We start from the raw sequence: 23251 nt of genomic DNA on the forward strand, positions 1-23251 counted from the left end.
TCCTCGGAGGGAAGTGGCGATGCGCCTGACTGTCTGGGCTCTCATCCTGGCTGGTGGGTTTGTCCTGGGGGCTTCCTGGGCTGGCAGGGAGCTGGAGGCAACTGCTCATGAGAGCAAGGGGAAGGGGGAGCTCTCGATCCATAGAGCTCATCAGATAAGCCTAGGCCCTGCCGACGAATCCTTCGACCTGCGGTTTCTGGATGCGATGATCCTCCACCACGAGGGAGCGGTGAGCATGGCCGCGGAGGCCCTGCAAAAATCCCGGCGGCGGGAAATTCGTCAGTTAGCCAAGGGTATCATGGCTGCCCAGAGCCAAGAAATCAAGCAGATGCAAGGCTGGCGGCTGAGCTGGTACCTGCAAGCTCCCCGGGATCCCGTCATGGGGCATGAAGAGATGGGCCACCAGATGGCCATGACTCCGGAGATGGCTGCTGCCATGCGCATGGATACCAACCTGGGATCCGCTGACCCTGAGTTTGACCTGCGCTTCCTGCAAGCCATGATCCAGCACCACGAAGGAGCCCTGGTCATGGCTAGAGAGGCTCTGGAAAAATCCAAGCGCCTCGAGATTCGGCAACTGGCAACAGCCATTGTCACTACCCAGCAGGCGGAGATTGAGCAAATGCGGGCCTGGCAAAAGCGGTGGTATCCGCGGTAGGGCCGCTGGGATAGAAAGATGAGGGGATGCGAGCAAGGCCGGCTCTTACGGCTGCCCGCAGCACCCAAAGGATTCCTCCGCATTGCCAATGGCCCTAGAGCTGCCCTCCCTCCCTCAACACCCCGATTTGCTTCCACCGGTTCGCCAAGACCGGAGATCCCGCTGGCTGGCAGGGCTAGCTGTTTTGCTGCTGTGCTTGGGATCCCCCAACCGCTGGTTGCACTGGTTCCCAGGGGCACTACTGGGCCTAGCACCCCTGTTTCACCTCTGCGAACAGCAACAGGGGTGGAGGCGGTGGCGTTTGGCCTATGGCCTGTGGTTTTGCGTGTGCCTGTACGCCTTCTGGGTGGATCCCTTCTCCCTTCAAGTGCTCAGCGCTTGGGAAGTCTTGGGGGGAATGGTGGTGGCCCCCCTGATTCCTCTGTTTTTCACAACGGCCACAGTTTTAAGTTTGCAGTTGAGCCAGCCGCTTCCCCCCTGGGCCCGTCCTCTAGGGGTAGCCACGGTCTGGACAGGGCTAGATGGGCTGCTGGGCCTGCTCCGCTGGCCGATTCCCTTCCACTGGGGCTCCCTGCTGTTCGATTGGCCGCTGGGGATCCAAGTGGCTGATCTGGCGGGGATCTGGGGGGTGACCTTTTTTGCGGTCTTCGTCAACGGCGTGCTCTGGCAGTTGGCCCTCCAGCTTCCCCAGCTTTCCTTGCGGGGGGTGCTGAGTGCAGGGCGCAGAAACCCGGATTTCTGGCGGATCTTGGCCTGCGGCCTGGCTCTAGCAGGGCCAGTCTTGGCCTACGGGAGCGTGCGGCTGGCCTATTTCGATGTCCTGGCGGCAAGAGGAGGGAATCCCAGCTTTCGCGTGGGGACGGTGCAGCAGGTGGCCTGGCTAGAAGCCGATCGCAGTTGGGACTACCGCAGCCAGCGCTACCGCGAGCTGCACCAGCTTTCGGCCCAAGCGGTGGCCGAGGGGGCGCAGTTGGTGATCTGGCCAGAAGGAGCGCTGCGGGCCCGCCTGCTGAACACCCCGCTACAACCCTATGTGATCGAGCCGATGCGAGCCATCCTTCCCCCTGAAGGGGCCTTGATTACCGGGGCAACGGAGCCCGATCCCCGAACGGTACATCTGCCAGAGGAGGAGCAGCGGTTTTTCAACACAGCCCTCCTCTTCAACGCCCAGGGCCAGGTGCAGGATTGGTTTGGCAAGCAGTGGATCTTCCCCTACTTCGAGTCGGGCCGCTACGTGCCCTCTCCCGATGGCTATCGGCCGCTAGCAGGAGGAGAGCTGTTTGGGCCTTTGGGGGTGATGATCTGCCTGGAGAGCGTCTTGCCTGCCCCCAGCCGAGCTCTAACTCGTGCGGGAGCGGAGTCGTTGATCGTGATCTCCGACAGCAGCTGGTTTGGCAACAGCCACTGGCCCCTGCTCCACGGCCGGCTTTCGGTCTTTCGGGCGGTTGAAAACCGGCGCAGCGTGGTTTTTGTCAACAACACCGGCGGCAACTTGGTGGTGGATCCCTCCGGTCGAATACAACGCGTGGGCCCGATTTTTCAGCGCGGAGTGGTTACTGGGGAGGTGAGGCGGCAATCCCAGCTAACCTTCTACACGCGCACAGGCGACTGGCTGGCCTGGTTGACCTTAGGCCTTTCTCTGGGATTGAAGGCCTGGGGATCCCGAGCCAAGCCAGGATACGCTAAAATTCCCAGGTAGGGTTAGGGCTTTGCGGCAGGCGGTGCCTAGCTCCGCTTAAATGGAATCCGAGCCCTCCTTGCTGATGTAGCTCAGTTGGTAGAGCAGCTCACTCGTAATGAGCAGGTCATCGGTTCGAGTCCGATCATCAGCTTTAAAACCTGCCTTAGCTTTACAAGGGCTGTGGGGCGGGAGGGGCTGCCCCCTAAGCGTGGCTAGGTGATCAAGCTGTCTCCTTACCTTCCCGGCCGCAGTTTTTGGCCATGACAACCCCTTTTCCTTGGCCCTACCGCACCCCCGGCATTCCAGACTCTGCCTTTGAGCGGATCCCGGGGATCCCTATGAGCCCCCGCGAGGTGCGGGTGCTGGTGCTGAGCCAGTTACGCTTGGGAGAAGACCACTGCCTATGGGATATCGGCGCCGGCACTGGCACTATTGCCATCGAGGCGGCCATTCTCTGCCCCCGCGCTTGCGTGATTGCCATCGAGCGCGATGCGGAGGTGGTCAGCTTGATCGAGAGTAACTGCCAGAAATTTGGCCTCAGCAACGTGCAAGTTATCCAGGGCACTGCTCCCGAGTGTCTGCATCAGCTTTCTCCGCCCCCCGACCGCCTCTGTATTGAAGGGGGCCATCCCCTCCGCCAGATCCTAGAGGCTGCTTGGCACTATCTCAAACCCAACGGCCGAGTCGTGGCCACCACCAACTCGCTAGAAGATCTCTACGGCCTCTCCGCCGGCCTGGCTGCGGTGGGAGCCCACCAGGTTGAAGTTATCCAGGCAGCAGTAAACCGTCTGGAGTCGCGAGGCCGCACCCAACTGTTGCTGGCTTTGGATCCTACTTTTGTGTTAAGCGGAGAGAAAAGCTCTAAATAGCTTGAGAGGTTTCTTCTCCGCTGCTTGCAAAGCTTTTTCTAAAGCAATGTGAATCAACCAAACCGAACCACCAGGACTCCAATTTTCTCCAGCTGCAGAGGGCAATGGAGAGATTTCACATCCCCTTTCCAGAGTTGCAGGCAGTAAGGCTGGGGCGGCTGTTGATTCGACCTGCAGCGACTTGAATGCTATGGGGACTGGGGCATTGGCAATCGCTGCCGACAGGAAGTGATTTAGGCCAAGCCAGCCGAAGGAAAAGCCAGGTTGGGCTAGCGATGCCTCCTCGCTTTACCCCGCTCTTCCCGAAACCCTAGCAGCTGCCAATCCCCCACTGCGAGCCCAAGGAAGGCAACTACTGCGCCATACACATTTCTCTACACTCTGCAGCCTTTGTTAGGGATCGAGGTAGAGTATTTCCAGAACAATTGCCTCTTCGGGAGAGCAAAGGATGAAAGTTGGAGATCGAGTACGGGTGCGCGCCAGCGTGATTGTCTATCACCACCCGGAACATCGCAATCAACCGTTTGACCTCAAGGGCATGGAGGGAGAAGTAATAGCTGTCGTCCGGGACTGGAATGGCCGCCCCGTCAGCGCCAACTTTCCCTTTCAGGTGCAGTTTGGTAACAAGTTCCGCGCCCATCTGCAGGCGGAGGAACTGGAGCTGATCGAGGCGGCCCCCTTGCCGGAAACTCCTGCCTAGGAGAGACCTAGCAGGGTGCGGTTGGTTTCCAGAATTGGCTGGATTAAGGCAAACTCCGCCGGGGTAAGGTACTTGGCAATCACCTCCTGCAGAAGGCGGTAGGTGGCCTCGCAACTGCGCTGCTTGCGAAAGGCCCGCATCAAGGTCTGAAACCAGTAGAGGAACCGCTCCTTGTAGCGCTGCTCATCGTCCAAAAGCATGGCCAAAGCGGAAAGACGCAAAACCCGCACTGTGTCTGCCTTACACTTGTTGCTGAAGTCCTCTATCCCCCGCATGAGCAAGTAGGGATCCAAGGCGCGCAGCTTGGCCTCCACCTCGCCGACAATCTGGGCTTCCGCCGCTTGAATTTTGCGGTAGGCGCTTAGCCGCAACTCAAAAGAAGCTAGGTAGGCCTCCATGAACTGCATCTCCTCATCTCGGAGATAGCGTCCGTCGGCGGCCAGGCTCAATTGGCGCAGTTGGGTCAGCATCGGGATACCAGAGGAATACAGGAGGACATTCGCTTGCTTTTAAGTCTAGCGGCAGAAGGTGTGCCATTTGATTTCCGCTGGCTTCTCAGCTAGGTTAATATTAGTTAATAGTCTGCCAGTGGGCCCAGGCACCATTGGATAGAAAGCACCCTTTGGGAGGAAACACTTCCGTGAGTCAGAAAAGTAAAAACAAAAAATGGAGGAGTGCCGGCTTGTATGCCTTGCTGGCCATCGTCTTGATCTCGCTGGCCACAACCTTCTTCGGCACCCGCCCGGCTGAGCGCCTGGAGATCAGCTACTCGGATCTCATGAGCCGCGTAGAGCGGGGCGAGGTCAGCAAGGTTTTGGTTGAGGTTACTCCTGATGGCCGCCAAATTGCCATTGCTGACGCGGAGATCAACAGCCGCGCCACTCGAGTGCAGGTCAATCTGCCCCCCCTCACTCCCGACTTTGAGAACACCTTGCTTGCCAAAGGAGTAGAACTGGCAGTGCGCCCTGTTCAGGATGAGGGTTTGCTGGGGCGCATCTTTAGCACCTTCCTTCTACCTGTTTTGCTGCTGCTGGGTTTGTTTTTCCTGCTACGGCGAGCCCAGAATGGCCCTGGCAGTCAAGCGCTTAACTTCGGCAAGTCGAGGGCGCGGGTGCAGATGGAGCCGAAAACCCAAGTTACCTTCAACGATGTGGCAGGTGTAGACCAGGCCAAGCTGGAGCTGGCGGAGGTGGTAGACTTCTTGAAAAACCCTGAGCGCTACAACGCTCTCGGGGCGAGGATCCCGCGAGGGGTGTTGCTGGTCGGCCCCCCAGGCACCGGCAAAACTCTCTTGGCGCGCGCTGTGGCTGGGGAGGCAGGGGTGCCCTTCTTTTCCATTTCCGGCTCCGAGTTTGTGGAGATGTTTGTGGGGGTAGGGGCCTCGCGCGTGCGGGATCTATTCGAGCAAGCTAAGCAAAATGCCCCCTGCATTGTCTTTATCGACGAGATCGATGCCGTTGGTCGGCAGCGGGGAGCGGGTTTGGGAGGTGGCAACGACGAGCGGGAGCAAACTCTCAACCAGCTGCTGACCGAGATGGATGGCTTTGAGGGCAACTCCGGTGTCATTGTTATTGCAGCTACCAACCGACCCGATGTGTTGGATGCAGCGCTGCTGCGACCGGGGCGCTTTGACCGCCAAGTAACGGTGGACCGCCCTGACTTCCAAGGCCGCCTGGAGATCCTCAAGGTGCATGCCCGTGGCAAAACCCTGGCCGCCGATGTGGATTTGGAGAAGTTAGCCCGCCGTACCCCTGGGTTTACGGGGGCGGATCTGGCCAACCTGCTCAACGAGGCAGCCATCTTGGCGGCCCGCCGCAACCTCACGGAGATCTCGATGGACGAGATCAACGACGCGGTGGATCGAGTGCTGGCTGGCCCAGAGAAGAAGGATCGCCTCATGAGCGAGCGGCGCAAGGAGCTGGTGGCCTACCACGAGGCGGGCCACGCCCTGGTGGGAGCCCTCTTGCCCAACTACGATCCCATCCAAAAGGTCACCATCATCCCTCGCGGCCAGGCGAGCGGCCTTACCTGGTTTGTGCCCAACGATGACGACATGGGCCTGACTAGCCGTGCTCATCTCAAAAACATGATGACTGTCGCCCTAGGCGGACGGGTGGCCGAAGAGGTGGTTTACGGCGAGGCGGAGGTGACTACGGGGGCAGCCAGCGACCTGCAGCAGGTAGCCCGTATTGCCCGCAACATGGTGACTCGCTTTGGCATGAGCGACCGCCTAGGCAATGTGGCCCTAGGCCGCCAGTACGCCAACATCTTCCTAGGTCGCGAGATTGCTGCCGAGCGGGACTTCTCCGAAGAGACAGCAGCCCTTATCGACGAGGAAGTGCGGCGTCTGGTTAACGAAGCCTACCAGCGGGCTACCTATCTCATCCGGGAGAACCGCGCTCTCTTGGATCGCATTGCCCGTCGCCTGGTGGAGGCGGAAACCATCGACGGGGAAGAGCTACAGGCAATCATCGAGAGCTCTGAAGTGGTGATGCTGCCACCTGAGGAGGAGCCAGTGAGCTTGCCAGTGGCCCTCAACGTCAACGCTTAGGTCTCTCTCGCTGGAGGCGAGGTGGGGGATCCCTGCTTTCCAGGCAGGGATCTCAAGTTTTTCGAGGAGGCTGTCTTAGTCGACGACAGCCGAGCCCGACAAGAGGCGGCTCACCTCTGTTTCGGTGGCCCGAGGCTCGTACATCTTCACCACGTATTCGGCCACCATGCGGTCGGTGTTGAAAACCGGGTTGAGCGTGCGGATCGCCTCCTTCATGCGGGCAACCCAGCGGCGCGGGATCCCCTTTTCATCCCGCTCGTAGAACATGGGGATGATCTCGTACTCCAACACATCGTAGAGGGAGTTGGCATCCAGTTCATCTTGGATGGCGGGATCTAGGCCTTCAATGGCTTGTCCAATGGCCCAGCCGTTGCGACCGTTGTAGCCCTCAGGCCACCACCCATCCAAAACCGAGAGGTTGAGCCCGCCGTTGAAGCCCACCTTTTGCCCAGAGGTGCCCGAGGCTTCAAGAGGGCGCCGCGGGGTGTTTAGCCACAAATCCACCCCTTGGATCAGGTTGCGGCTGACGTAGGCATCGTAATTTTCAATAAAGGCAACCCTGTGGGCCACCTCAGGCCGATTTGACCATTCGACCACCCGTTGGATGAGGCGCTTACCCTCTTCATCTCGCGGGTGAGCCTTGCCAGCAAAGATAATTTGCACAGGGTATTCTTTGTTGGTGAAGATGCGGGTAACCCGCTCCAAATTCCGCAAGATGAGGTCTCCTCGCTTGTAGGTGCTAAAGCGCCGGGCAAACCCAATCGTCAGGATCTTGGGATCCAGCAACTGGTTGACAGCCTGAATGCGCTCGTTGCTCTCTCCGCGGCTGCGCCGCGCCCGCAACACCCGGTGACGGGTAAAAGCCACCAGCCGCTCCCGCAGGGCTTCTTTGCACCGCCACAGTTCCTCATCAGGTATTTCCTCTACCTTGGCCCACAGCTCCGGGTCGGATACCCGCTCGGGCCAGTCGGGACCTAGGTATTGGTTGTAGAGGTTCCAGAAAAGAGGAGCAACCCAGGTGCGGGCGTGAACCCCATTGGTAATGGAGCCAATGCGCACCTCATCCACGGAGCGCTCTGGGTAGAGCACATGCCACATCTGGCGTGAGACCCGACCATGCAACTGGCTTACTCCGTTAGCCGCACGTGCGTAGCGCAAAGCCAGCACCGTCATGTGGAAGGGCTCCCAGGGATCCCCGCCGCGCCGCGCTCCCAGAGCCAAAAACTGCTCCCGCGTCAGGCCTAGTTGCGGCCAGAAAGAGGCAAAGAACGCATCCATCTCGCTGGGGCTGAAGGCATCGTGGCCAGCCGGCACCGGCGTGTGAGTGGTGAACACACATTTCTCCCGCACCTTGGCCTCTGCTGCCTCAAAGGGCGTGCCCCGCGCCACCTCCTCCCGCAGCAGCTCCAGGGTTAGGAAGGCGGAATGCCCCTCGTTCATGTGGTAGACCATGGGATCCAAGCCCAGCTGGCGCAGCAGCCGTACCCCGCCAATGCCGAGGACGCACTCCTGGGCAAGGCGCGTGTCGGTGCTGCCGCCATAGAGGTGGGCGGTGATCCAGCGGTCAATAGGATCGTTCTCCGGCAGGTTAGTGTCTAAGAGGAAAAGAGGAACCCGGCCCACATCGACCCGCCAGGCGCGCACCTTGACCAACCGCTGCCGCATTGACAGCTCCACCAGCAGGGGGCTGCCATCTGGCCGCCGCACCAGCGTCAGGGGCAGGGAGTCAACCTCACAGTCTTCGTAGAGCTCCCCTTGCCAGCCACTGATGTCGAGGCGCTGTTGGAAATAGCCTTGACGGTAGAGCAACCCCACGCCCACCATCGGCACCCCTAGATCGGAGGCGGATTTGAGGTGATCGGCGGCCAGCATGCCCAGGCCACCGGAGTAGATCGGCAAGGACTCGTGTAGACCGTACTCAGCGCAGAAATAGGCAATAGGGCGCTGCCAGTCGTAGGTTTTCATGGTGCGCTTGGCCCAGGTGTCCTCAGCTGCCATGTACTTGCGATAGGCTTGCACCATCCGATTGAGGGTGTTGAGATAGTTGACATCGGTGGCCAAGGCCGCCAAGCGCAAGTAAGAAACCTCCTCCAGCATGCGCACTGGATTGTGGGAGGTTTTTTCCCAGAGGGCAGGATCCATTTCCCGAAAAATGGTGAGGTGATCCGGGTTCCAAGTCCACCAGTAGTTGCGGGCAATCTCGCACAAAGGGGCAAGCGCCGGCGGCAGGGCCGGGCAACGTTCGGGAAAAGCAGAGGCTAGAGCAGCAAGGGACATAGGATAGATACCTGAGGTGGCGGAGTTTGATTGTACCTGGTAAGCGTTTCTAACTGATTTTAGATTCAGCAGGATCTCTACAACCTGCAGTAGCTCCAAGCCAGATTTCCTCAGCCTTTATTATCCCAGCAGCTCAGCTTTCAATCTTAAAGAGGGCCACTGGCCAGTCTTCGGCCCGTCTGGAGAGATGGCACTGCATCAGGTTAACAGAGGGTAATTGCCACAAGCTCGGAAAAGCTTTAGCTGCCTTCGCTACCCAATGAGTTCTTCCGATAGGAGCTCCCACTGAACCTAGCGTCCCTCCACCACGGCCAAGCTGGTGTTGCGGTAGTAGTGGCTGAGGATCTGTTGGTAGGAGTAGTTTTGGCTAGCCAGGGCGGCAGCTCCCCACTGGCTCATGCCCACTCCGTGCCCGTAGCCGCGCCCTTGGATCTCGAAGAAAGCAGGGAAGCTTGCCCTAGCAGGAGTCAGGCTGGCGGTGGTGGCTGTCTCCCCACGCGGGCTGATGGTGATCATTGTGCTGCGCAACCCCAGGGCCTTGCGAAACTCGTTACCCCTGATGTCTTGACTGCCCTGGGATCCCACTAGGCGCAGGGTAATGGCCCGTCCCCAAGGGGAGCTGCGCAGGATCTCGATGGAACGGATGGCACCGATCCCGTCGGCCAATTGCTGGATCTGGTGAGCAGGAATGGTGGCCGTCCAGCTAAACACGGGCGAGTGGTGATCGAAGTCGGGCACTCCCTGCAAGTAGGGCCGCGACTCCAGCCAAACATTGCCGGCATCGTCTGTGTGCCCCCCACTAGAGGAGTGGAAAACGGCATTGATCAACTGCCCCTGGTGGACGAGAACCTGCCCAGCCGTCTCGCGGGCCGCCGCTTGGGTGCGGTTGGATTCAGCCGCCACCCCCTTGTAGACCTGCCAATCGACGCCATTTCCGATGTCAAAAGGCTGGTGGGAACGGCGACTGCGATGGTAGAGGGCATAGGTGCGGGAGGCCACGGCTTGGGCTTTGAGGGCCTCCATCGGGAAACGGTGACCCATCTCGCTGCCCACCACGCTGGAAACGTAGTCCTCCAAACCCACTTGATTGATGGCGATCACTCCCCTCTCGCCGGGGACCAGCTCTGCCCAGCCGCGGTACCAGTTCTGGTCAATGAACACCAGCCCCTCCGGCTCCGTAGGCTGGAGATAGAGGCGCTCTGCCTGGTGACCAGCTACGCTTACTGCTGAGCCTACCCGAATGGCCTGAAGGGGCTGCATGGCCGGGATCTCAGCTAGCAGCTGGCCTTGGGGGTTTAGGAGACGGGCCGGAGTAGAGCTGCCAAGCCTAACCTGTGGCTTGTTGACGGCAATGCCCACCCGCAGCAGCACCCGCGCCTGAACTGGGAAGGTCAAGCAAAGCCAAGCCCAAAACAGAAAGCCAGCTAGCCGAGCTAGTGGAGCAGAAAACTGCTTTTCAGGCACAGCCCCTATCCTCCGCACGAGACTACTTGGAAGCAGAAAACCTCCCGATTGCCCGCAAAGCTGGCCAACCCGTTATGACGATATATCAAAAACTGCCTGCAGAGGCACCTTCTTGGGTTCTCGCTCCTCACCAAGAGCTCCCCCGCCGGCGGCTAAACCACTCCTGCAATAGACGACGACACTCAGCCTCGCAGACCCCCCCGATGACTTCTGGGCAATGGAAGCTGGCAGCAGAAGCAGGCAAGTTGAGCACACTGCGCAGTGCGCCGGCCTTGGGATCGTCAGCACCATAGATCACCTGGGCCAGCCGCGATTGGCTAATCGCCCCCGCACACATGGGGCAGGGTTCCAGGGTCACGTACAGCCGGCAGCCCTGCAACTGCCAATCGCCCAGACGCTGCCCTGCCTGCCGCAGGGCCAAGATCTCCGCGTGGGCCGTGGGATCCCGATCCCGCTCCCGCCGGTTGCCGCTCAGGGCCAGCAACTCTTCCCCTGGCCCGACCACCAGAGCTGCCACGGGCACCTCGCCCGCCTCCCCCGCTTGCCTAGCTTCTTCCAGAGCTAACTGCATCCAGGCGCGGTGGCGCTGCCACGGATCCCGCTCCTGGGGCAAAAAAGAGGGGATCTTGCCCAAATTGCCGATCGTCATTGAGCGTTTGAGCACTGCTGTTGCCTGCTAGATTTGCTAAGTTGAGCACAAGGCTCTCACTCATCTAAAGGGTAACGGGGGGCCAGGTAGGATAGGGTATAGAGGCGGGGTTAACCAAGCTGGCCTTAGTCAGCGGATTGGGTCTAAGCCTTCCCTATGCTTGCATTCGTTTTCTTGGCAATAGGGCTTAGCTGTGGGAGAGATCATGGCGCGGCTTTTACGGCAAACACTTCTGGCAATGGCTTTGTTTAGCGGCGGCCTCGCCTACGGAGTTTGGCTGTCGTCGCCAAGGGGGCAGGAGTGGCTGCAGCAAACTCCCCTTGCCTCTTGGTCGCAGCGGACCAGTGAGGGGGTGGGATCCCTTCTGCCTCGCCCCGAGGCTGCCAATTCTGCTGCTCCTGCTGACGCCGTCCGGCCCTCCAATTTTATTGCCGCGGTTGCCCAAAAGGTGGGGCCGGCAGTGGTGCGCATCGACGCCACCCGCACCGTGGCCAACCCCCTTGATCCTGAGCTGTTTAACCATCCCCTGTTCCGCCACTTCTTCCCGCAACTGCCGCAAGAGTTCCAGCAGGAAGGCACCGGATCCGGATTCATCATCGACGCCGACGGCCTGATCCTCACCAATGCCCACGTGGTGGAGGGTAGCAAGCGGGTTAGGGTGCATCTGCTCGATGGGCGCACCTTTGAAGGGAAAGTCAAAGGCTCAGACCCGGTGACCGACATCGCGGTGATCCAGATCGAGGGAGAAAATCTGCCCACGGTGACCCTGGGCAACTCTGACCAGGTGCGGCCAGGAGACTGGGCCATTGCCATTGGCAACCCACTGGGCCTGGACAACACGGTAACGGTGGGGATCATCAGTGCCGTCGGACGCTCCTCTGGGCAAATCGGGGCTGCCAACAAGCGGGTGACCTTCCTGCAAACCGACGCTGCCATCAACCCTGGCAACTCTGGCGGTCCCTTGCTGGATGCGGAAGGTCGGGTTATTGGGGTGAATACGGCCATTTTCCAGCGGGCTCAGGGTGTTGGCTTTGCCATTCCCATCAACCGCGCCATGGAAATTGCCGAGCGGCTGATCCGCGACGGCCGGGTGGAGCACGCCTTCCTGGGTATTCGCATGATTACCCTTAACCCCGATTTGGTAGCCCGCCTCAACCGCGACCCAGCGCGGCTCAGCCCGCTGACGGTGCAGGAAGGGGTGTTGATTGGGGAGGTGGTTCCGGGCTCGCCGGCTGAGCAAGTTGGCCTGCGCAAAGGGGATGTCATTGTCGAGATCGACGGCCAACCTATTCGCGACGCCGAGCAGGTGCAGCAGTTGGTGGATGCCGCCGGCGTGGGCAAGACCCTGACGCTGCGGGTCATCCGCGATGGACAAGTGCGCATCTTCCAGGTGAAAACGGGGGTGCTGCCCCCAGACTTCTAGGGAGCTTTCCAAGCCCTCAAGTCATTGATCCCCGTAACAGAATGACTTCAGGAGCGGGGAAGAGGGGTGCGCATGGCTTGGGCAGTTGGCGAAACATTGCAGGGGGGGTGCTACCGCATTGAGGCTGTTTTGGGGGAAGGGGGCTTCGGCATCACCTACCGGGCCTGGGATAGCGTTCGCGCCGAGCAGGTGGTTATCAAGGTCTTGAGCGACAGCCTCCGCAAGGATCCAGACTATCCTCGCTTTCAACAAAACTTCATGAACGAGGCGCTGCAACTGGCCCGCTGCCGTCACCCCCACGTGGTGAAGGTGGAGGAGGTCATTTGGGAGCGGGATTGTTGGTGCATTGTGATGGAGTACGTTCGCGGCCAGACGCTGCACCAGCTTTTGCAGCAAAAGGGGCCGTTGCCCCTGCCAGAGGCTCTGCGCCTGACGCGGGAGGTGGGATCTGCCCTCATGTGCTTGCACGAACAGGGGATCCTGCACCGCGATGTAAAGCCCGCCAACATCTTGGTGCGGGAGGGATCCGGCCAGGCGGTGTTGATCGACTTTGGGCTAGCGCGGACTTATAGGCAGGGGCTCATCCAACGCCACACCTCCTACGGCACCGATGGCTATGCTCCCCTGGAGCAGTACGACAGCCTGCGCCGCCGCGGGGCTTTTACCGATGTCTATGCCTTGGCTGCTACCCTCTACACCATGCTGACGGGGATGGTGCCCCTCTGTGCGCCGGTGCGGGCCACAGGTCGGCAGTTGGATCCTCCCCGCCGCCTCAACCCCAGCATTCCTGAAGATGTGGAGGCTGCTATCCTCAAAGGGATGGCCCTCCACCCCGAAGACCGCCCGCAAACGGTAGCTGAGTGGCTGGCCCTGCTGCCGGCAGAGTCAGCCCTGCAAGAGAAGCGGCCAGCTACCTTTGAGCCTGCCATCCGCACCCAAGAACTGCGGGAACTGGAACAGCTTCTGGCCCAGCAGCAACCCCAAGATGAGCTGGAGCAGCTCCTGGCCAACCACTCCGCAGAAGAGCTGGAGCAAATGGTGGCACCCCCCACCCCTGCCCCAACAAAAGGGGAGGCGGGATCCAGAGCCCTGATTTTCCCTGAGGTTTCTCGAGAGGGATCCCTGCCTGCAACTCTCCCCTGGCCAGACTGGGTGGGAAAAGCGGCGCCTGCCCTGCAAGGGCTGTGGGATCGGCTGCGGGCCGGCCAGTGGGGGGAAGCCGATCGGTGGACGACAGCTTTGATGCTCAAACTCAGTGGGCGCTCCCAGGTAGGCTTTTTCGACCCCAAGGATGTTGAGGCTTTCCCGTGCCCTATGTTGCGGCTCATCGACCAACTCTGGATGCAGGCCAGCCATGGGCGCTTTGGCTTTACCGTCCAGAAGCAACTTTGGCAGGAGTGTGACCCGGAGGGAAGAGGAGGGCTTCGTTCGAGATCTTTCTCCGCCTTGCCCCGCGAAGAGTGCATGGGAGAAAGGGTCGGCTGGTGGGTGCAGGGCCGCTGGCTGGGGTACGAGGAGCTTAAAACCAACCTGGAAGCGCCCGAGGGCCATCTGCCGGTGGGCTTTTTTTGGGGCTACTCAGGTGGCCTACGTGCGGCGCTGCTGATGCTGGATCGGGCGGTATTGAAAAAGTTCAAAGCCTGCCTGTAAAAAACTCCCCCCTCCCAAAGGGAGAGGGGCTGGGGAGTGAGGGGATAGAAAGCCCTAGTAGCGGTGCACCAGCTTGTTGATGGGCTTGAAGATGTCTGCCTCAAACTTTTTGCCCTTGAGCATGCGGTTCCAATAGATCCAGGGTAATAGATGCACCTTGGCTAGGTACATGGAGTAGCGCTCCCGCGTCGGATCCAGCGGGAAGGAGGGAGCCAGTTTCCCCCCGTAGGCAAACTCCGCCATGATTAGGGAGTTATAGCCTGTGATCAGGGGACAACAGGTGTAGCCATCATACTGGGCCACCGGGGGCTTGGACTGCATGGCAGCCAAGAGATTTTCGGCCAGTACCGGCGCTTGCTTGCGGGCGGCAGCCGCCGTTTTGGACGTTGGCAGAGAAGAGGCATCTCCCAAGGAAAACACGTTGGGGTAGCGGGTGTGCTGCAGCGTTGCCTTATCCACATCCACCCATCCTCCCGGCCCGGCCAGGGGGCTGCGCTTGACAAAGTCCGGAGCGCTCATGGGCGGAGCCACGTGGATCATGTCGTAGTGCAGGCTCACCTCTTCTTTGCCATTGTCGGTGGTGACTTCAAAGATGGCTTCCTGAGTCTCAGGCCGGATGGCTTTGAGGTTGTGCTTGAATTTCACCTGGATCCCTCGCCGCTCTACCACCTTCTCCAGGGCGGCGCTGTACTCCGGCACGGGAAAGAGAGTGGGAGTGGCTGTGCAAAAGAGAACCTTGGTGTTGACGCCAACCCCACTTTTGCTTTTGAAGACATCGTCGGCCAGGTACATGATTTTTTGGGGGGCGCCACCGCACTTGATTGGGGTAGCCGGGTGCGTGAAGATGGCTGTTCCTCCCTTGAAGTTGCGGATGGTCTCCCAAGTGTAGGGGGCGTAGTCCTTGGAGTAGTTGCTGGTTACTCCTCCTTTGCCCAGCGCCTCCGGCAAGCCCTCGATCAAGTGCCAGTCGATTTGGATCCCTGGGGCAACGATGAGGTAATCATATTCGATGATCTGCCCGCTCTCCGTGATCACGCGGTTGTGATCCGGATCTAACTCCGCCACGCATGCTTGGATCCAGGTGGCTCCCTTGGGGATCACTGTTTTTTCGTCCCGGATAAACTTGGCCAGGGGGGCAATACCTCCCCCTACCAATGTCCAGCCGGGCTGGTAGTAGTGCTTGTCGGAGGGCTCGACAATCGCGATATCAAGATTGCGCTTGCGCTCCAGCAACTGGGCCGCTGCGCTGATGCCGGCAGCCCCTCCTCCCACTACAACAATTTGATGGTGAATGACAGGTTGCGAAGTTCTGGAGGTGGATCCCTCGACGCCAGGGCGCCCGTTCGTTTGGGTGGAGGCGGGTGGGGATTGGGTTTTGAGTTCCATTGGCTTAGTAGTCGTTGACACAGCAGTTTCCTCAAACAGAACTGAACTTGAGCTCAAGAAGCTGTTTAGTTTAATGCGGAAGAACCTGTTAAATGACAGCCAACAACCCCGAACTGGCAATCCTTAGAAGACTCTGCAGATTGCCAGCCTTCAGGAGCTGCAGCTGGGAAACAAGTGTAATCATAACACCCAATAAGAATATAGCCATTTTTTCAAGCTGTCGAGAATTTGAGGCAAATCTTAGCCTAGGACTTAGGCTTTGTTGACGCTGGGGGGAACAGCGGCACTTCTGGGGGGTAGGCGGCGTCGGCTAGGCTGTAGACTGTACGAGGGATTTGCCGTTGAATTCACGGCTGGCTTTCAAGTTCTGTTGCGATTCAACTAGAGACCTGCGATGGCAAAATCCGTCTCCCCTGACTCATTGCCGGCAGCTCCCTGGCACGCCCTGCCCGAAGAGGAAGTTGCCCGCCAAATCGTTGCAGTGGATCTGCCTCTGGCGGCGCTTCTGGAACGGGGTCTGTCTCAAGCTGAGGTGATCCAGCGGCAGAAGCAATATGGCCCCAACGAGCTAAAGGCCAAGGCGGCTACCCCGGCCTGGCTTAAGTTCCTGCAGCAGTTTAACCAGTCGCTGCTCTACATCCTGCTGGTGGCCGGGGCAATCAAGGCGTTCCTGGGATCCTGGCGCAATGCCATCGTGATCTGGGCGGTGGTGGTAATCAACGCTCTCATCGGCTACATCCAGGAGTCCAAAGCGGAGGAAGCGATTGCCGCTCTGGCTCGGTCGGTGGTGACGGAGGTCACGGTCATCCGGGATGGGCAAAAACTGCGGGTGCCCTCGCGGGAGCTGGTGCCGGGGGATGTGGTGCTCTTGAGCTCGGGAGATAAGGTGCCCGCCGACCTGCGCTTGCTGAGCGTGCGCAACTTGCAGGTGGATGAATCGGCCCTGACCGGAGAGTCGGTGCCGGTGGAAAAACGGCTGGGATCCCTCCCCGAAGACACGCCGTTGGCCGAGCGCCAGAACATGGCCTATGCCGGCAGCTTCGTGACCTTTGGCCAAGGGGCGGGGGTGGTGGTGGCCATCGGTAACCAGACCCAAACAGGCCGCATCTCCAAGCTGATCGAGGAAAGGGGATCCCTGCAAACTCCCCTGACACGTAAGTTTGAGGCGTTCAGCCTGACTTTGCTGAAAATTATCCTCACCTTGGCTGCGCTTACTTTCCTGGTGGGGCTGGTGCAGGGCCAGGCGGCAGCGAGTGTCTTTGAGGCGGCGGTGGCGCTGGCGGTGAGTGCTATCCCCGAAGGGTTGCCGGCAGTAGTTACCGTAACCCTGGCCATTGGGGTTTCCCGTATGGCCCGACGCCATGCCATTATCCGCAAGTTGCCGGCGGTAGAAACTCTAGGCAGCGCCACGGTGATTTGCTCGGACAAAACCGGCACCCTTACAGAAAACCAGATGACGGTGCAGGCCATCTACGCCGGATCCCAGCTCTACCAAGTTACGGGCAGTGGCTACAGTCCTCAGGGACAAATCCTGGCCCAGGAGGGGGGTGATCCAGTGGAAGTGGAGCGGCTGCTGGCGTTACAGGCTTGTCTCTTGGCCGGCTGCCTCTGCAATGACACCCGTCTGCAACCCAAAGACAACGGCCAGTGGGAGGTGGTAGGGGATCCCACCGAGGCGGCTCTGCTTGTGGCAGCCCAGAAGGGGGGTCTGGATCTGGAAGAACTGCAGCGCTGCCGCCCTCGCCTAGATACCCTCCCCTTTGAATCCCAGTTTCAGTACATGGCTACCTTACACAGATTGGGGCCGGAGGAGCATTGCATTTACGTCAAGGGATCCGCAGAAGCTCTCTTGCCGCGCTGCTGCAGCCAGATGGGATCCCAAGGGGAGATCCAGCCCTTGGAAGCAGAGCCGATTCGCCAGCAGGTGGAGGCCTTGGCGCGGCAGGGGCTGCGAGTTCTGGCCTTTGCCCAAAAAACCGTCCCCAGCAGCCAAACTCAGGTGGATCACTCAGATCTAGAGGAAGGGCTGATTTTCTTGGGCTTGCAGGGGATGATTGATCCGCCGCGGCCGGAGGCCATTGCCGCCGTGCGCGCCTGCCAGAGCGCCGGGATCCAGGTGAAGATGATTACCGGCGACCATGTGCTCACCGCCCAAGCCATTGCCGAGCAGATGGGGCTGGGGGGTGGCAAACCGGTGAAAGCCTACAGCGGCCGGGATCTGGAGCAGCTCGGCCCAGAGGAGTTTGTTACCGCCGCCAACGAGGGATCTGTCTTTGCGCGGGTGGCCCCGGAGCAAAAGCTGCGCCTGGTGGAAGCTCTGCAGTCGCAGGGCCATATCGTGGCCATGACTGGCGATGGAGTTAACGACGCCCCGGCCTTGAAGCAGGCGGACGTGGGGATTGCTATGGGAAGGGGTGGCACCGAAGTGGCCAAAGCCGCCGCCGACATGATCCTGACCGATGACAACTTTGCCTCCATCGAGGCCGCCGTCGAAGAGGGGCGCACCGTTTACAACAACCTGCTCAAGGCCATCGCCTTCATCCTGCCGGTGAACGGAGGGGAGTCAATGACCCTTCTCCTCAGCGTCCTCCTCAACCGCGAGCTGCCCATTTTGGCCATCCAGGTGTTGTGGCTCAACATGATCAACTCCATCACCATGACGGTGCCCCTCTCCTTTGAGCCCAGCACGGGGCGGGAGATGACCCAACCACCGCGGGATCCCGACGCCAATTTGCTTTCTCCCCGGCTGCTGCAACGCATTCTGCTGGTTTCGGCCTTTAACTGGCTCTTGATCTTCGGGGTTTTTGAATACATCGAACAAACCACCGGCAACCTCAACCTGGCCCGCAGCATGGCCATTCAGACGCTGGTGATTGGGCGCATCTTCTACTTGCTCAGCCTCAGCCAGGCTATTCCTACCCTGTTGGGCCGCGGGCGCGCCAGCCAGTTGGAACGCCACGAACGCCTAATGGATGTGGCGGCTATCACCATCGGCATTGGAGCGGCCATCCTGCTGCAGATCCTCTTCAGCCAATGGAGCCTGTTCAACGCTCTCTTCGACACGGCACCGCTAGCTTGGGAGCAGTGGGGCTTCTGCCTGGTGGTGAGCCTGCCAATGATTGGGGTGGCAGCGCTGGCCAACCGGGTGGATCCGGAAGGCGCTTCGCTGGCCCGCTTACCCAGGAAAACCTAAATCTTGGGGGAAGCCAGAGCGGCGGCAAGGGCTTGCCTCCTAGATGGCTACGCTCAGCGGTTGCCCTGGGGGATGAGGAGTTGCCGCAAGGCTTCTTTGAGGTGGGGATATTGGAAGGTGAACCCCAGCTGCAGCGCGGCTTGGGGGATCACCTTCTGCCCCGTTAGAACCACCTGAGCTGCTTCGCCCAGCAGCAGTTCTAAGGCTAGGGCTGGCACTGGCAGCCACGAGGGGCGGGCCAGAACTTGCCCCAACGTGCGGCAGAACTCTTCCATTGGCACTGGGTTAGGGGCAGTGGCGTTGAAGACGCCGGATCCCTGTTGCAGCAGGAAGCAGACTAGACTCACCCAGTCGTCGCGGTGGATCCAGGAGACCCACTGCTTGCCAGAGCCAATGGGGCCGCCGAGGAAGAACTGAAAGGGGGCAAGCATTTGACCCAGGGCTCCTCCATCGGGCCCTAGGACAATCCCCGTGCGCAGGATGGCCAAGCGGATCCCCAGCTCCTCAGCCGGGCGGGCAGCTGCTTCCCACGCCTGACAGACTTCTGCCAAAAAGCCCTGGCCAGGGGGATCTGCCTCCGTCAGGGGCTCTCCTTCGGGTCGGGATCCGTAGTAGCCCACCGCCGAGCTGCTGATCATCACCTGGGGCTTCTGGCCAAGGGAGGCGAGGGCTTGGACAAGGGCCTGGGTGGTCTCCACGCGGCTGCGGCGGATCTCTCTTTTCTTAGCTTCCGTCCAGCGGGAAGAAGCCAGGGGTTCTCCGGCCAAGTTGACGACTGCCTCGTACCCTTCCAGAGCTGAGGCCCAGCTTTGCGGTTGGTAGGGATCGTACCCCAGCAGCTTGAGGTTGGGGGAGGCTCCCAGAACGCGGCGGGCCTGCTCAGGGCGGCGGCTCAAAACCAACACCTCATCTCCTCGCTCCAGCAGGTGGGCCACCAAGCGGCGCCCGATAAAGCCACTCCCACCCGTAACCGCTATGCGCATAGGCGGATCCCGACTCCTTGCATTCCCCCTGTCGAACCTCTAGCCTAGCGCGTCTGCGGTTTACCCCGCCTCCGCCGCGCTGAGTTGGCGCTAAAAGACAGAAAAGTCGTGGGCCAGCCCCTGACATGCTCGGAAAAATCGGCTTCAATAAGCCCTAGCTGCGCTTCCTGGTAGCAGCGGCGGCTCTTTACCTCCTTATGGCACCCAAGTCTGCTTCCCGCACTCTGGCTCGCTCCTTGCCTCTACAGGTGGAGCAAGTTGCTGGGCCTAGACTGCGCCTTTCCAGTCGCTCCCAGGGATCCTTAGCTCGGGTGCGGGGGCAGGGAACGCTAGCTGCCAACCGACGGACGATCCCTGTCCGGCCTTCTAGAACCTCGCCCCGACTGCGGAGACGGCCAGAGCCTCAAGCTTGGGAACTGCTCTGTCGCATCGGAGTGAATCTCCTGTTTACGGCGGCTGCTCTCAGCGGTCTGTACCGCCTTTTGCCTGTACAACTAGCCCAGCATCACCGTCTAAAGGTTTTGGAGCAGAACCTCGAAGTCCTCTCAGCGCGAATCTCGCGACTGCGGGAGGAGTTGGATCGCGGCATGGATCCCTTGCAGCAGCAGGCCCTTATCAAGGAACGCCTCAACCGAGTGCCGCCGGATCAAATCCAGGTGCGCCTGGTGGATCCCAGCGCTCTAGTAGCCGACACGGAGAAAGAGGCGCCTCTTGCCTGGATTGGACAATCTCCCCAGTTGTCTAGAAGGCCTTAGCTAGGACTGCCGCAAAAGCAGGGCCGCCTCCTTGGCGAAGTAGGTGAGGATCATGTCAGCGCCGGCTCGCTTCATGGCCAAAAGCGATTCCATCATCACTTTCTTGCCGTCGATCCAGCCCTTTTGCTCGGCAGCCTTAATCATGGCGTATTCGCCGCTAACGTTGTAGGCAGCCACAGGCAGATTTGTTGCTTCCTTAACCCGATAGATGATGTCCAGGTAGGCCAAGGCCGGCTTTACCATCACCATGTCCGCCCCTTCCGCCTCGTCCAGCTCCACTTCTCTGAGGGCCTCGCGGGCGTTGGCGGGATCCATCTGATAAGTTTTCTTGTCCCCCCACTTGGGCGCAGATCCCAGGGCATCGCGGAAAGGGCCGTAGAAGGCAGAGGCATACTTGGCCGAGTAGGCCAGGATGGCCACGTCGGTGTAGCCTTGCTCGTCCAGGGCCTCGCGAATGGCGCCGACGCGACCGTCCATCATGTCGGAGGGGGCAACAATATCGGTTCCCGCTTCCGCTTGCGAGAGGGCCTGCTTAACCAGCACCTCCACTGTCTCGTCGTTGAGGATCACCCCGTCCCGCACGATGCCGTCGTGGCCCTCGCTGCTGTAGGGATCCAAGGCCACATCCGTTATCACCAGGATCTCGGGGATTTCCTGCTTCAGCCGCCGCACCGCCCGCTGGATCAACCCTTCTGGGTTAAAGGACTCCCGCCCCGTGGGATCCTTTTTCTCTTCCGGCACCACTGGGAAGAGAGCCACCGCTGGGATCCCCAAGTTGGCTGCTTCCTCCACCTCCTTCAGGAGCAGATCCAGAGTGTAGCGGTAGCAGCCGGGCATGGATTCCACTTCCTGCCGCTGGTTCTCTCCCTCCATAACAAACAGCGGGTAGATGAGATCCTGCACCCGCAGGTGGGTTTCCTGAACCAGTTGGCGAAGGGCCTCAGTGCGCCGCAGCCGGCGGGGACGGTAGATTAGGTCTAGGCTCATGGGAGCAAGCAGAAAGAGGGCCTCTCTATTTTGCCACGAGGGCCCAAGCGGCAGGGAAAGTGCCGATCCAGCCACTGGCAGAGAGTCTCCTGGACGGCTTCGGCTTGGCAGTCGTGTAAAAGGTCGTGGCGTGAGCAGGAGAAATCGTAGATCTCTCCCTGGGGCAGCCGGCGGGCAAACTCCACGGCGCCGGCAGGGTTGACGACGATATCGGCGGAGGTGTAGAGCACCAGAACCGGCAGCTCCAGGCGGTGGGCCTGCTCAAGGCAGCGCTGCCCGCTACGCACCAACTCCGCCGTAAACCGGGCCCGGGTAACGCCACACACGTAAGGATCTGCAGCCAAGACCGCCTGCTGCTCCGGTAGGGAAGTCACCCGCACCGGCTCATAGGGGCCAGTCAGGGCCAACTGGGGCAAAACCTTGTCCAAAACCTGCAGAAGACCCCAGGTAAAGCGGTTGAAATAGTGGTCGATACGAAAGGCAGGGGAGATGAGGATCAGCCCCTGCACTTGGTCGGGGTGAGCGAGCGCGTATTCCGTAGCCCAATTGGCCCCTGCGCTGTACCCGCACCAGACTTGGAGGATCCCTGGCTGGGGCCAAACTTGCTCGACGATTGCCTCTAGATCCGCCTGGTACTGACTAAAGTGCTCGATCCAACAGCGGATGCCACCTGAGCGTCCAAATCCCCGCATGTCAGGCGCCAAAACCTCCCAGCCCCGGGCCACTAGTTCTTCCGCCAAGGGGCCAAACCCGCCGCCGTGATCCCCTTTGCCGTGCAACAGCAACACCCGCCCGCGCGGGGATCCCGGTGACCAGTGGCGGAAAAAAACCGTGGTGCCGTCCGAAAGCTGCAGTTCCCGGGATCGATAGATCTCTTGAGACGACGGAGGTCTTGTCTGACTTGGCAACCGCTCCTCTGGAGCCTCCCAGTGGCCTAACTGGCGACCTGGATGACCGGACAAGTCGAAGGGCATAGGCAGATGAGATACCAGCCGGCAAAGCCGCAGATCCCATTTTCCCACTCCCCTGTCGCTAAGCGACCGCAATGTTGCTTTTCGCTTTAAAATATTTCTTAACAATTTCACCTCTTGCCGGGGATCCGTGTCAGTTCGAGCTTTCTGCTTTTTTCGGGAGCAGGGGGGAAAGAGTTTTCGGGTTAAAAAGAGGCGCTGGGGAGGTATGATCCTGTGAAGAAGTTTTGCCAAGCCTCAAGTTGACGGGATCCCGTCGCTACGGCTTCTCCCTTGCCTTGACCATTGCCCTGTTGCTTGTCGGCTTTGTCTAGTTGGAAATGGGTTGTTGAAACTATGCTGTTACTGAAAATCTCAGTTTACGCAGTGGTGATCTTTTTTGTCGGGCTGTTTGTCTTTGGCTTCTTGAGCAACGATCCGGCCCGTAACCCCAACCGTCGGGATTTGGAGTGAGGGAACCTTGAGGGGGTGCCCAACGCATCCCCGCTGCGGTAGCTTTCAACCCAACACGGCGGCCTGGCTTGCCTACGGCAGCGCTGTGATGAGCAGGGTTTGGGATCCAGAGCGATTCTGCTGGTCAAAGGCGGTGATGCGGAACTGCCAAACGCCGGCAGGATCGCCAGGAGCAACCCGGAAGTCGGTGTTGAAGCTACAGAAAGTAGCACCTGGGCTACAGCCAACCTGCTGCGGGCTAAAGGCTTCTCTTTGCACGCGCGCGCCAAGCGGGTTAAAGGTTTCCAGTTCCACAAACTGGGTTGAGCGGGCACCGCCGGGCACACTGACTTGTACCGTAAAGGCGGGGGTGGAAGCGCCCACCCGCACAGAGGTAGGCGGATTGATGAAAGAAACGGTTGGGCTCTGGGGTGGGATGAGGATCGATCCCCCAGGGCTACTACCACTGCTGCAGGCGTTGACATTCTCCCTGCCCTAGGGTAAGGGGCAGGGATTCTTTCTCAGACAGCAGGATGGCTCCTACTGGCTGAGCTACAAAGCGCTCCGCGCCGCCGTAGGCGAAAGAGCATGAGGCTGAAACCTCAACCCTATGGGGGATGCC

General features: G+C 60.1%; 19 protein-coding genes and 1 tRNA gene. 11 read left to right on the forward strand and 9 right to left on the reverse strand.

What is annotated here, in order from left to right:
- Window positions 1-19 precede the first annotated feature (19 nt).
- The 5 genes from NW814_RS07475 (at window position 20) to NW814_RS07495 (ending at window position 3908) form a co-directional block, all read left to right on the forward strand.
- Window positions 20-658 carry a DUF305 domain-containing protein gene (locus tag NW814_RS07475; protein WP_414405800.1) on the forward strand — a complete coding sequence of 213 codons (639 nt, stop codon included), beginning with the start codon at window positions 20-22 and terminating at the stop codon, window positions 656-658.
- An 88-nt stretch (window positions 659-746) separates the two neighbouring features.
- A complete protein-coding gene (lnt, locus tag NW814_RS07480; protein ID WP_414405801.1) occupies window positions 747-2357 on the forward strand; it encodes an apolipoprotein N-acyltransferase in 1611 nt (536 codons plus the stop codon).
- A 60-nt stretch (window positions 2358-2417) separates the two neighbouring features.
- Window positions 2418-2490: transfer RNA gene (locus tag NW814_RS07485), tRNA-Thr, on the forward strand.
- Between the two features lie 109 nt (window positions 2491-2599).
- Window positions 2600-3208 (forward strand): precorrin-6Y C5,15-methyltransferase subunit CbiT, encoded by a 609-nt coding sequence (gene cbiT, locus NW814_RS07490; RefSeq protein ID WP_414405802.1) that lies wholly within the window; start codon window positions 2600-2602, stop codon window positions 3206-3208.
- Window positions 3209-3656: 448 nt separating this feature from the next.
- Entirely contained in the window at window positions 3657-3908 is a 252-nt protein-coding gene (locus NW814_RS07495) for a ferredoxin-thioredoxin reductase variable chain (RefSeq protein WP_414405803.1), read from the forward strand.
- On the opposite strand, the gene NW814_RS07500 is transcribed toward NW814_RS07495, so the two are convergent.
- Window positions 3905-4378: a phycobilisome protein gene (locus NW814_RS07500; protein ID WP_414405804.1), complete on the reverse strand. Its 474-nt coding sequence runs from the start codon at window positions 4376-4378 to the stop codon at window positions 3905-3907. The genes NW814_RS07495 and NW814_RS07500 overlap by 4 nt on opposite strands.
- A gap of 170 nt (window positions 4379-4548) precedes the next feature.
- Between NW814_RS07500 and ftsH the strand changes: the two genes are divergently transcribed.
- Window positions 4549-6459 (forward strand): ATP-dependent zinc metalloprotease FtsH, encoded by a 1911-nt coding sequence (gene ftsH, locus NW814_RS07505; protein WP_414405805.1) that lies wholly within the window; start codon window positions 4549-4551, stop codon window positions 6457-6459.
- A gap of 75 nt (window positions 6460-6534) precedes the next feature.
- On the opposite strand, the gene glgP is transcribed toward ftsH, so the two are convergent.
- The 3 genes from glgP to NW814_RS07520 all read right to left on the reverse strand — a co-directional run bounded on the left by glgP (window position 6535) and on the right by NW814_RS07520 (window position 10849).
- Entirely contained in the window at window positions 6535-8736 is a 2202-nt protein-coding gene (gene glgP / locus NW814_RS07510; protein ID WP_414405806.1) for an alpha-glucan family phosphorylase, read from the reverse strand.
- A 291-nt stretch (window positions 8737-9027) separates the two neighbouring features.
- Complete coding sequence (locus NW814_RS07515) at window positions 9028-10131, reverse strand: SpoIID/LytB domain-containing protein (RefSeq protein ID WP_414405807.1); 1104 nt, start codon at window positions 10129-10131, stop codon at window positions 9028-9030.
- 196 nt (window positions 10132-10327) lie between these two features.
- On the reverse strand, window positions 10328-10849 hold the full coding sequence (locus NW814_RS07520) for a nucleoside deaminase (RefSeq protein WP_414396719.1): 522 nt from the start codon (window positions 10847-10849) through the stop codon (window positions 10328-10330).
- A 205-nt stretch (window positions 10850-11054) separates the two neighbouring features.
- Here NW814_RS07520 and NW814_RS07525 point away from each other — a divergent pair, with 205 nt between their 5' ends.
- Both NW814_RS07525 and NW814_RS07530 read left to right on the forward strand, forming a co-directional pair.
- On the forward strand, window positions 11055-12272 hold the full coding sequence (locus NW814_RS07525) for an HhoA/HhoB/HtrA family serine endopeptidase (RefSeq protein ID WP_414405808.1): 1218 nt from the start codon (window positions 11055-11057) through the stop codon (window positions 12270-12272).
- Between the two features lie 72 nt (window positions 12273-12344).
- Window positions 12345-13922 carry a serine/threonine-protein kinase gene (locus NW814_RS07530; RefSeq protein ID WP_414405809.1) on the forward strand — a complete coding sequence of 526 codons (1578 nt, stop codon included), beginning with the start codon at window positions 12345-12347 and terminating at the stop codon, window positions 13920-13922.
- 54 nt (window positions 13923-13976) lie between these two features.
- Here NW814_RS07530 and NW814_RS07535 read toward each other — a convergent pair whose 3' ends face one another.
- Window positions 13977-15329 carry an FAD/NAD(P)-binding oxidoreductase gene (locus tag NW814_RS07535; RefSeq protein ID WP_414405810.1) on the reverse strand — a complete coding sequence of 451 codons (1353 nt, stop codon included), beginning with the start codon at window positions 15327-15329 and terminating at the stop codon, window positions 13977-13979.
- Between the two features lie 373 nt (window positions 15330-15702).
- Between NW814_RS07535 and NW814_RS07540 the strand changes: the two genes are divergently transcribed.
- The gene (locus NW814_RS07540) at window positions 15703-18501 is read left to right on the forward strand and encodes a cation-transporting P-type ATPase (protein ID WP_414405811.1); all 2799 of its coding nucleotides are present in this window, start codon (window positions 15703-15705) and stop codon (window positions 18499-18501) included.
- 53 nt (window positions 18502-18554) lie between these two features.
- On the opposite strand, the gene NW814_RS07545 is transcribed toward NW814_RS07540, so the two are convergent.
- Window positions 18555-19484: a TIGR01777 family oxidoreductase gene (locus tag NW814_RS07545; protein WP_414396702.1), complete on the reverse strand. Its 930-nt coding sequence runs from the start codon at window positions 19482-19484 to the stop codon at window positions 18555-18557.
- Window positions 19485-19681: 197 nt separating this feature from the next.
- Between NW814_RS07545 and NW814_RS07550 the strand changes: the two genes are divergently transcribed.
- Window positions 19682-20239: a hypothetical protein gene (locus NW814_RS07550; RefSeq protein WP_414405812.1), complete on the forward strand. Its 558-nt coding sequence runs from the start codon at window positions 19682-19684 to the stop codon at window positions 20237-20239.
- Here NW814_RS07550 and hemB read toward each other — a convergent pair whose 3' ends face one another.
- Both hemB and NW814_RS07560 read right to left on the reverse strand, forming a co-directional pair.
- Window positions 20240-21226, reverse strand: coding sequence for a porphobilinogen synthase (gene hemB / locus NW814_RS07555; RefSeq protein WP_414405813.1), 987 nt, complete (start codon window positions 21224-21226; stop codon window positions 20240-20242). It abuts the gene before it with no gap.
- Complete coding sequence (locus NW814_RS07560; protein WP_414405814.1) at window positions 21223-22134, reverse strand: lysophospholipase; 912 nt, start codon at window positions 22132-22134, stop codon at window positions 21223-21225. Before NW814_RS07560 ends, hemB begins: the two co-directional genes overlap by 4 nt.
- Window positions 22135-22533: 399 nt before the next feature.
- Here NW814_RS07560 and NW814_RS07565 point away from each other — a divergent pair, with 399 nt between their 5' ends.
- Window positions 22534-22650: a photosystem II reaction center protein I gene (locus NW814_RS07565; protein WP_414362630.1), complete on the forward strand. Its 117-nt coding sequence runs from the start codon at window positions 22534-22536 to the stop codon at window positions 22648-22650.
- A gap of 72 nt (window positions 22651-22722) precedes the next feature.
- Here NW814_RS07565 and NW814_RS07570 read toward each other — a convergent pair whose 3' ends face one another.
- Window positions 22723-23013, reverse strand: a complete 291-nt coding sequence (locus NW814_RS07570) for a hypothetical protein (protein WP_414396713.1) — start codon at window positions 23011-23013, stop codon at window positions 22723-22725.
- Window positions 23014-23251: the final 238 nt, after the last annotated feature.

Origin of the sequence: Synechococcus sp. R65.1, assembly GCF_047461755.1 — a bacterium.
Taxonomy (GTDB): Bacteria; Cyanobacteriota; Cyanobacteriia; order Thermostichales; family Thermostichaceae; genus Thermostichus.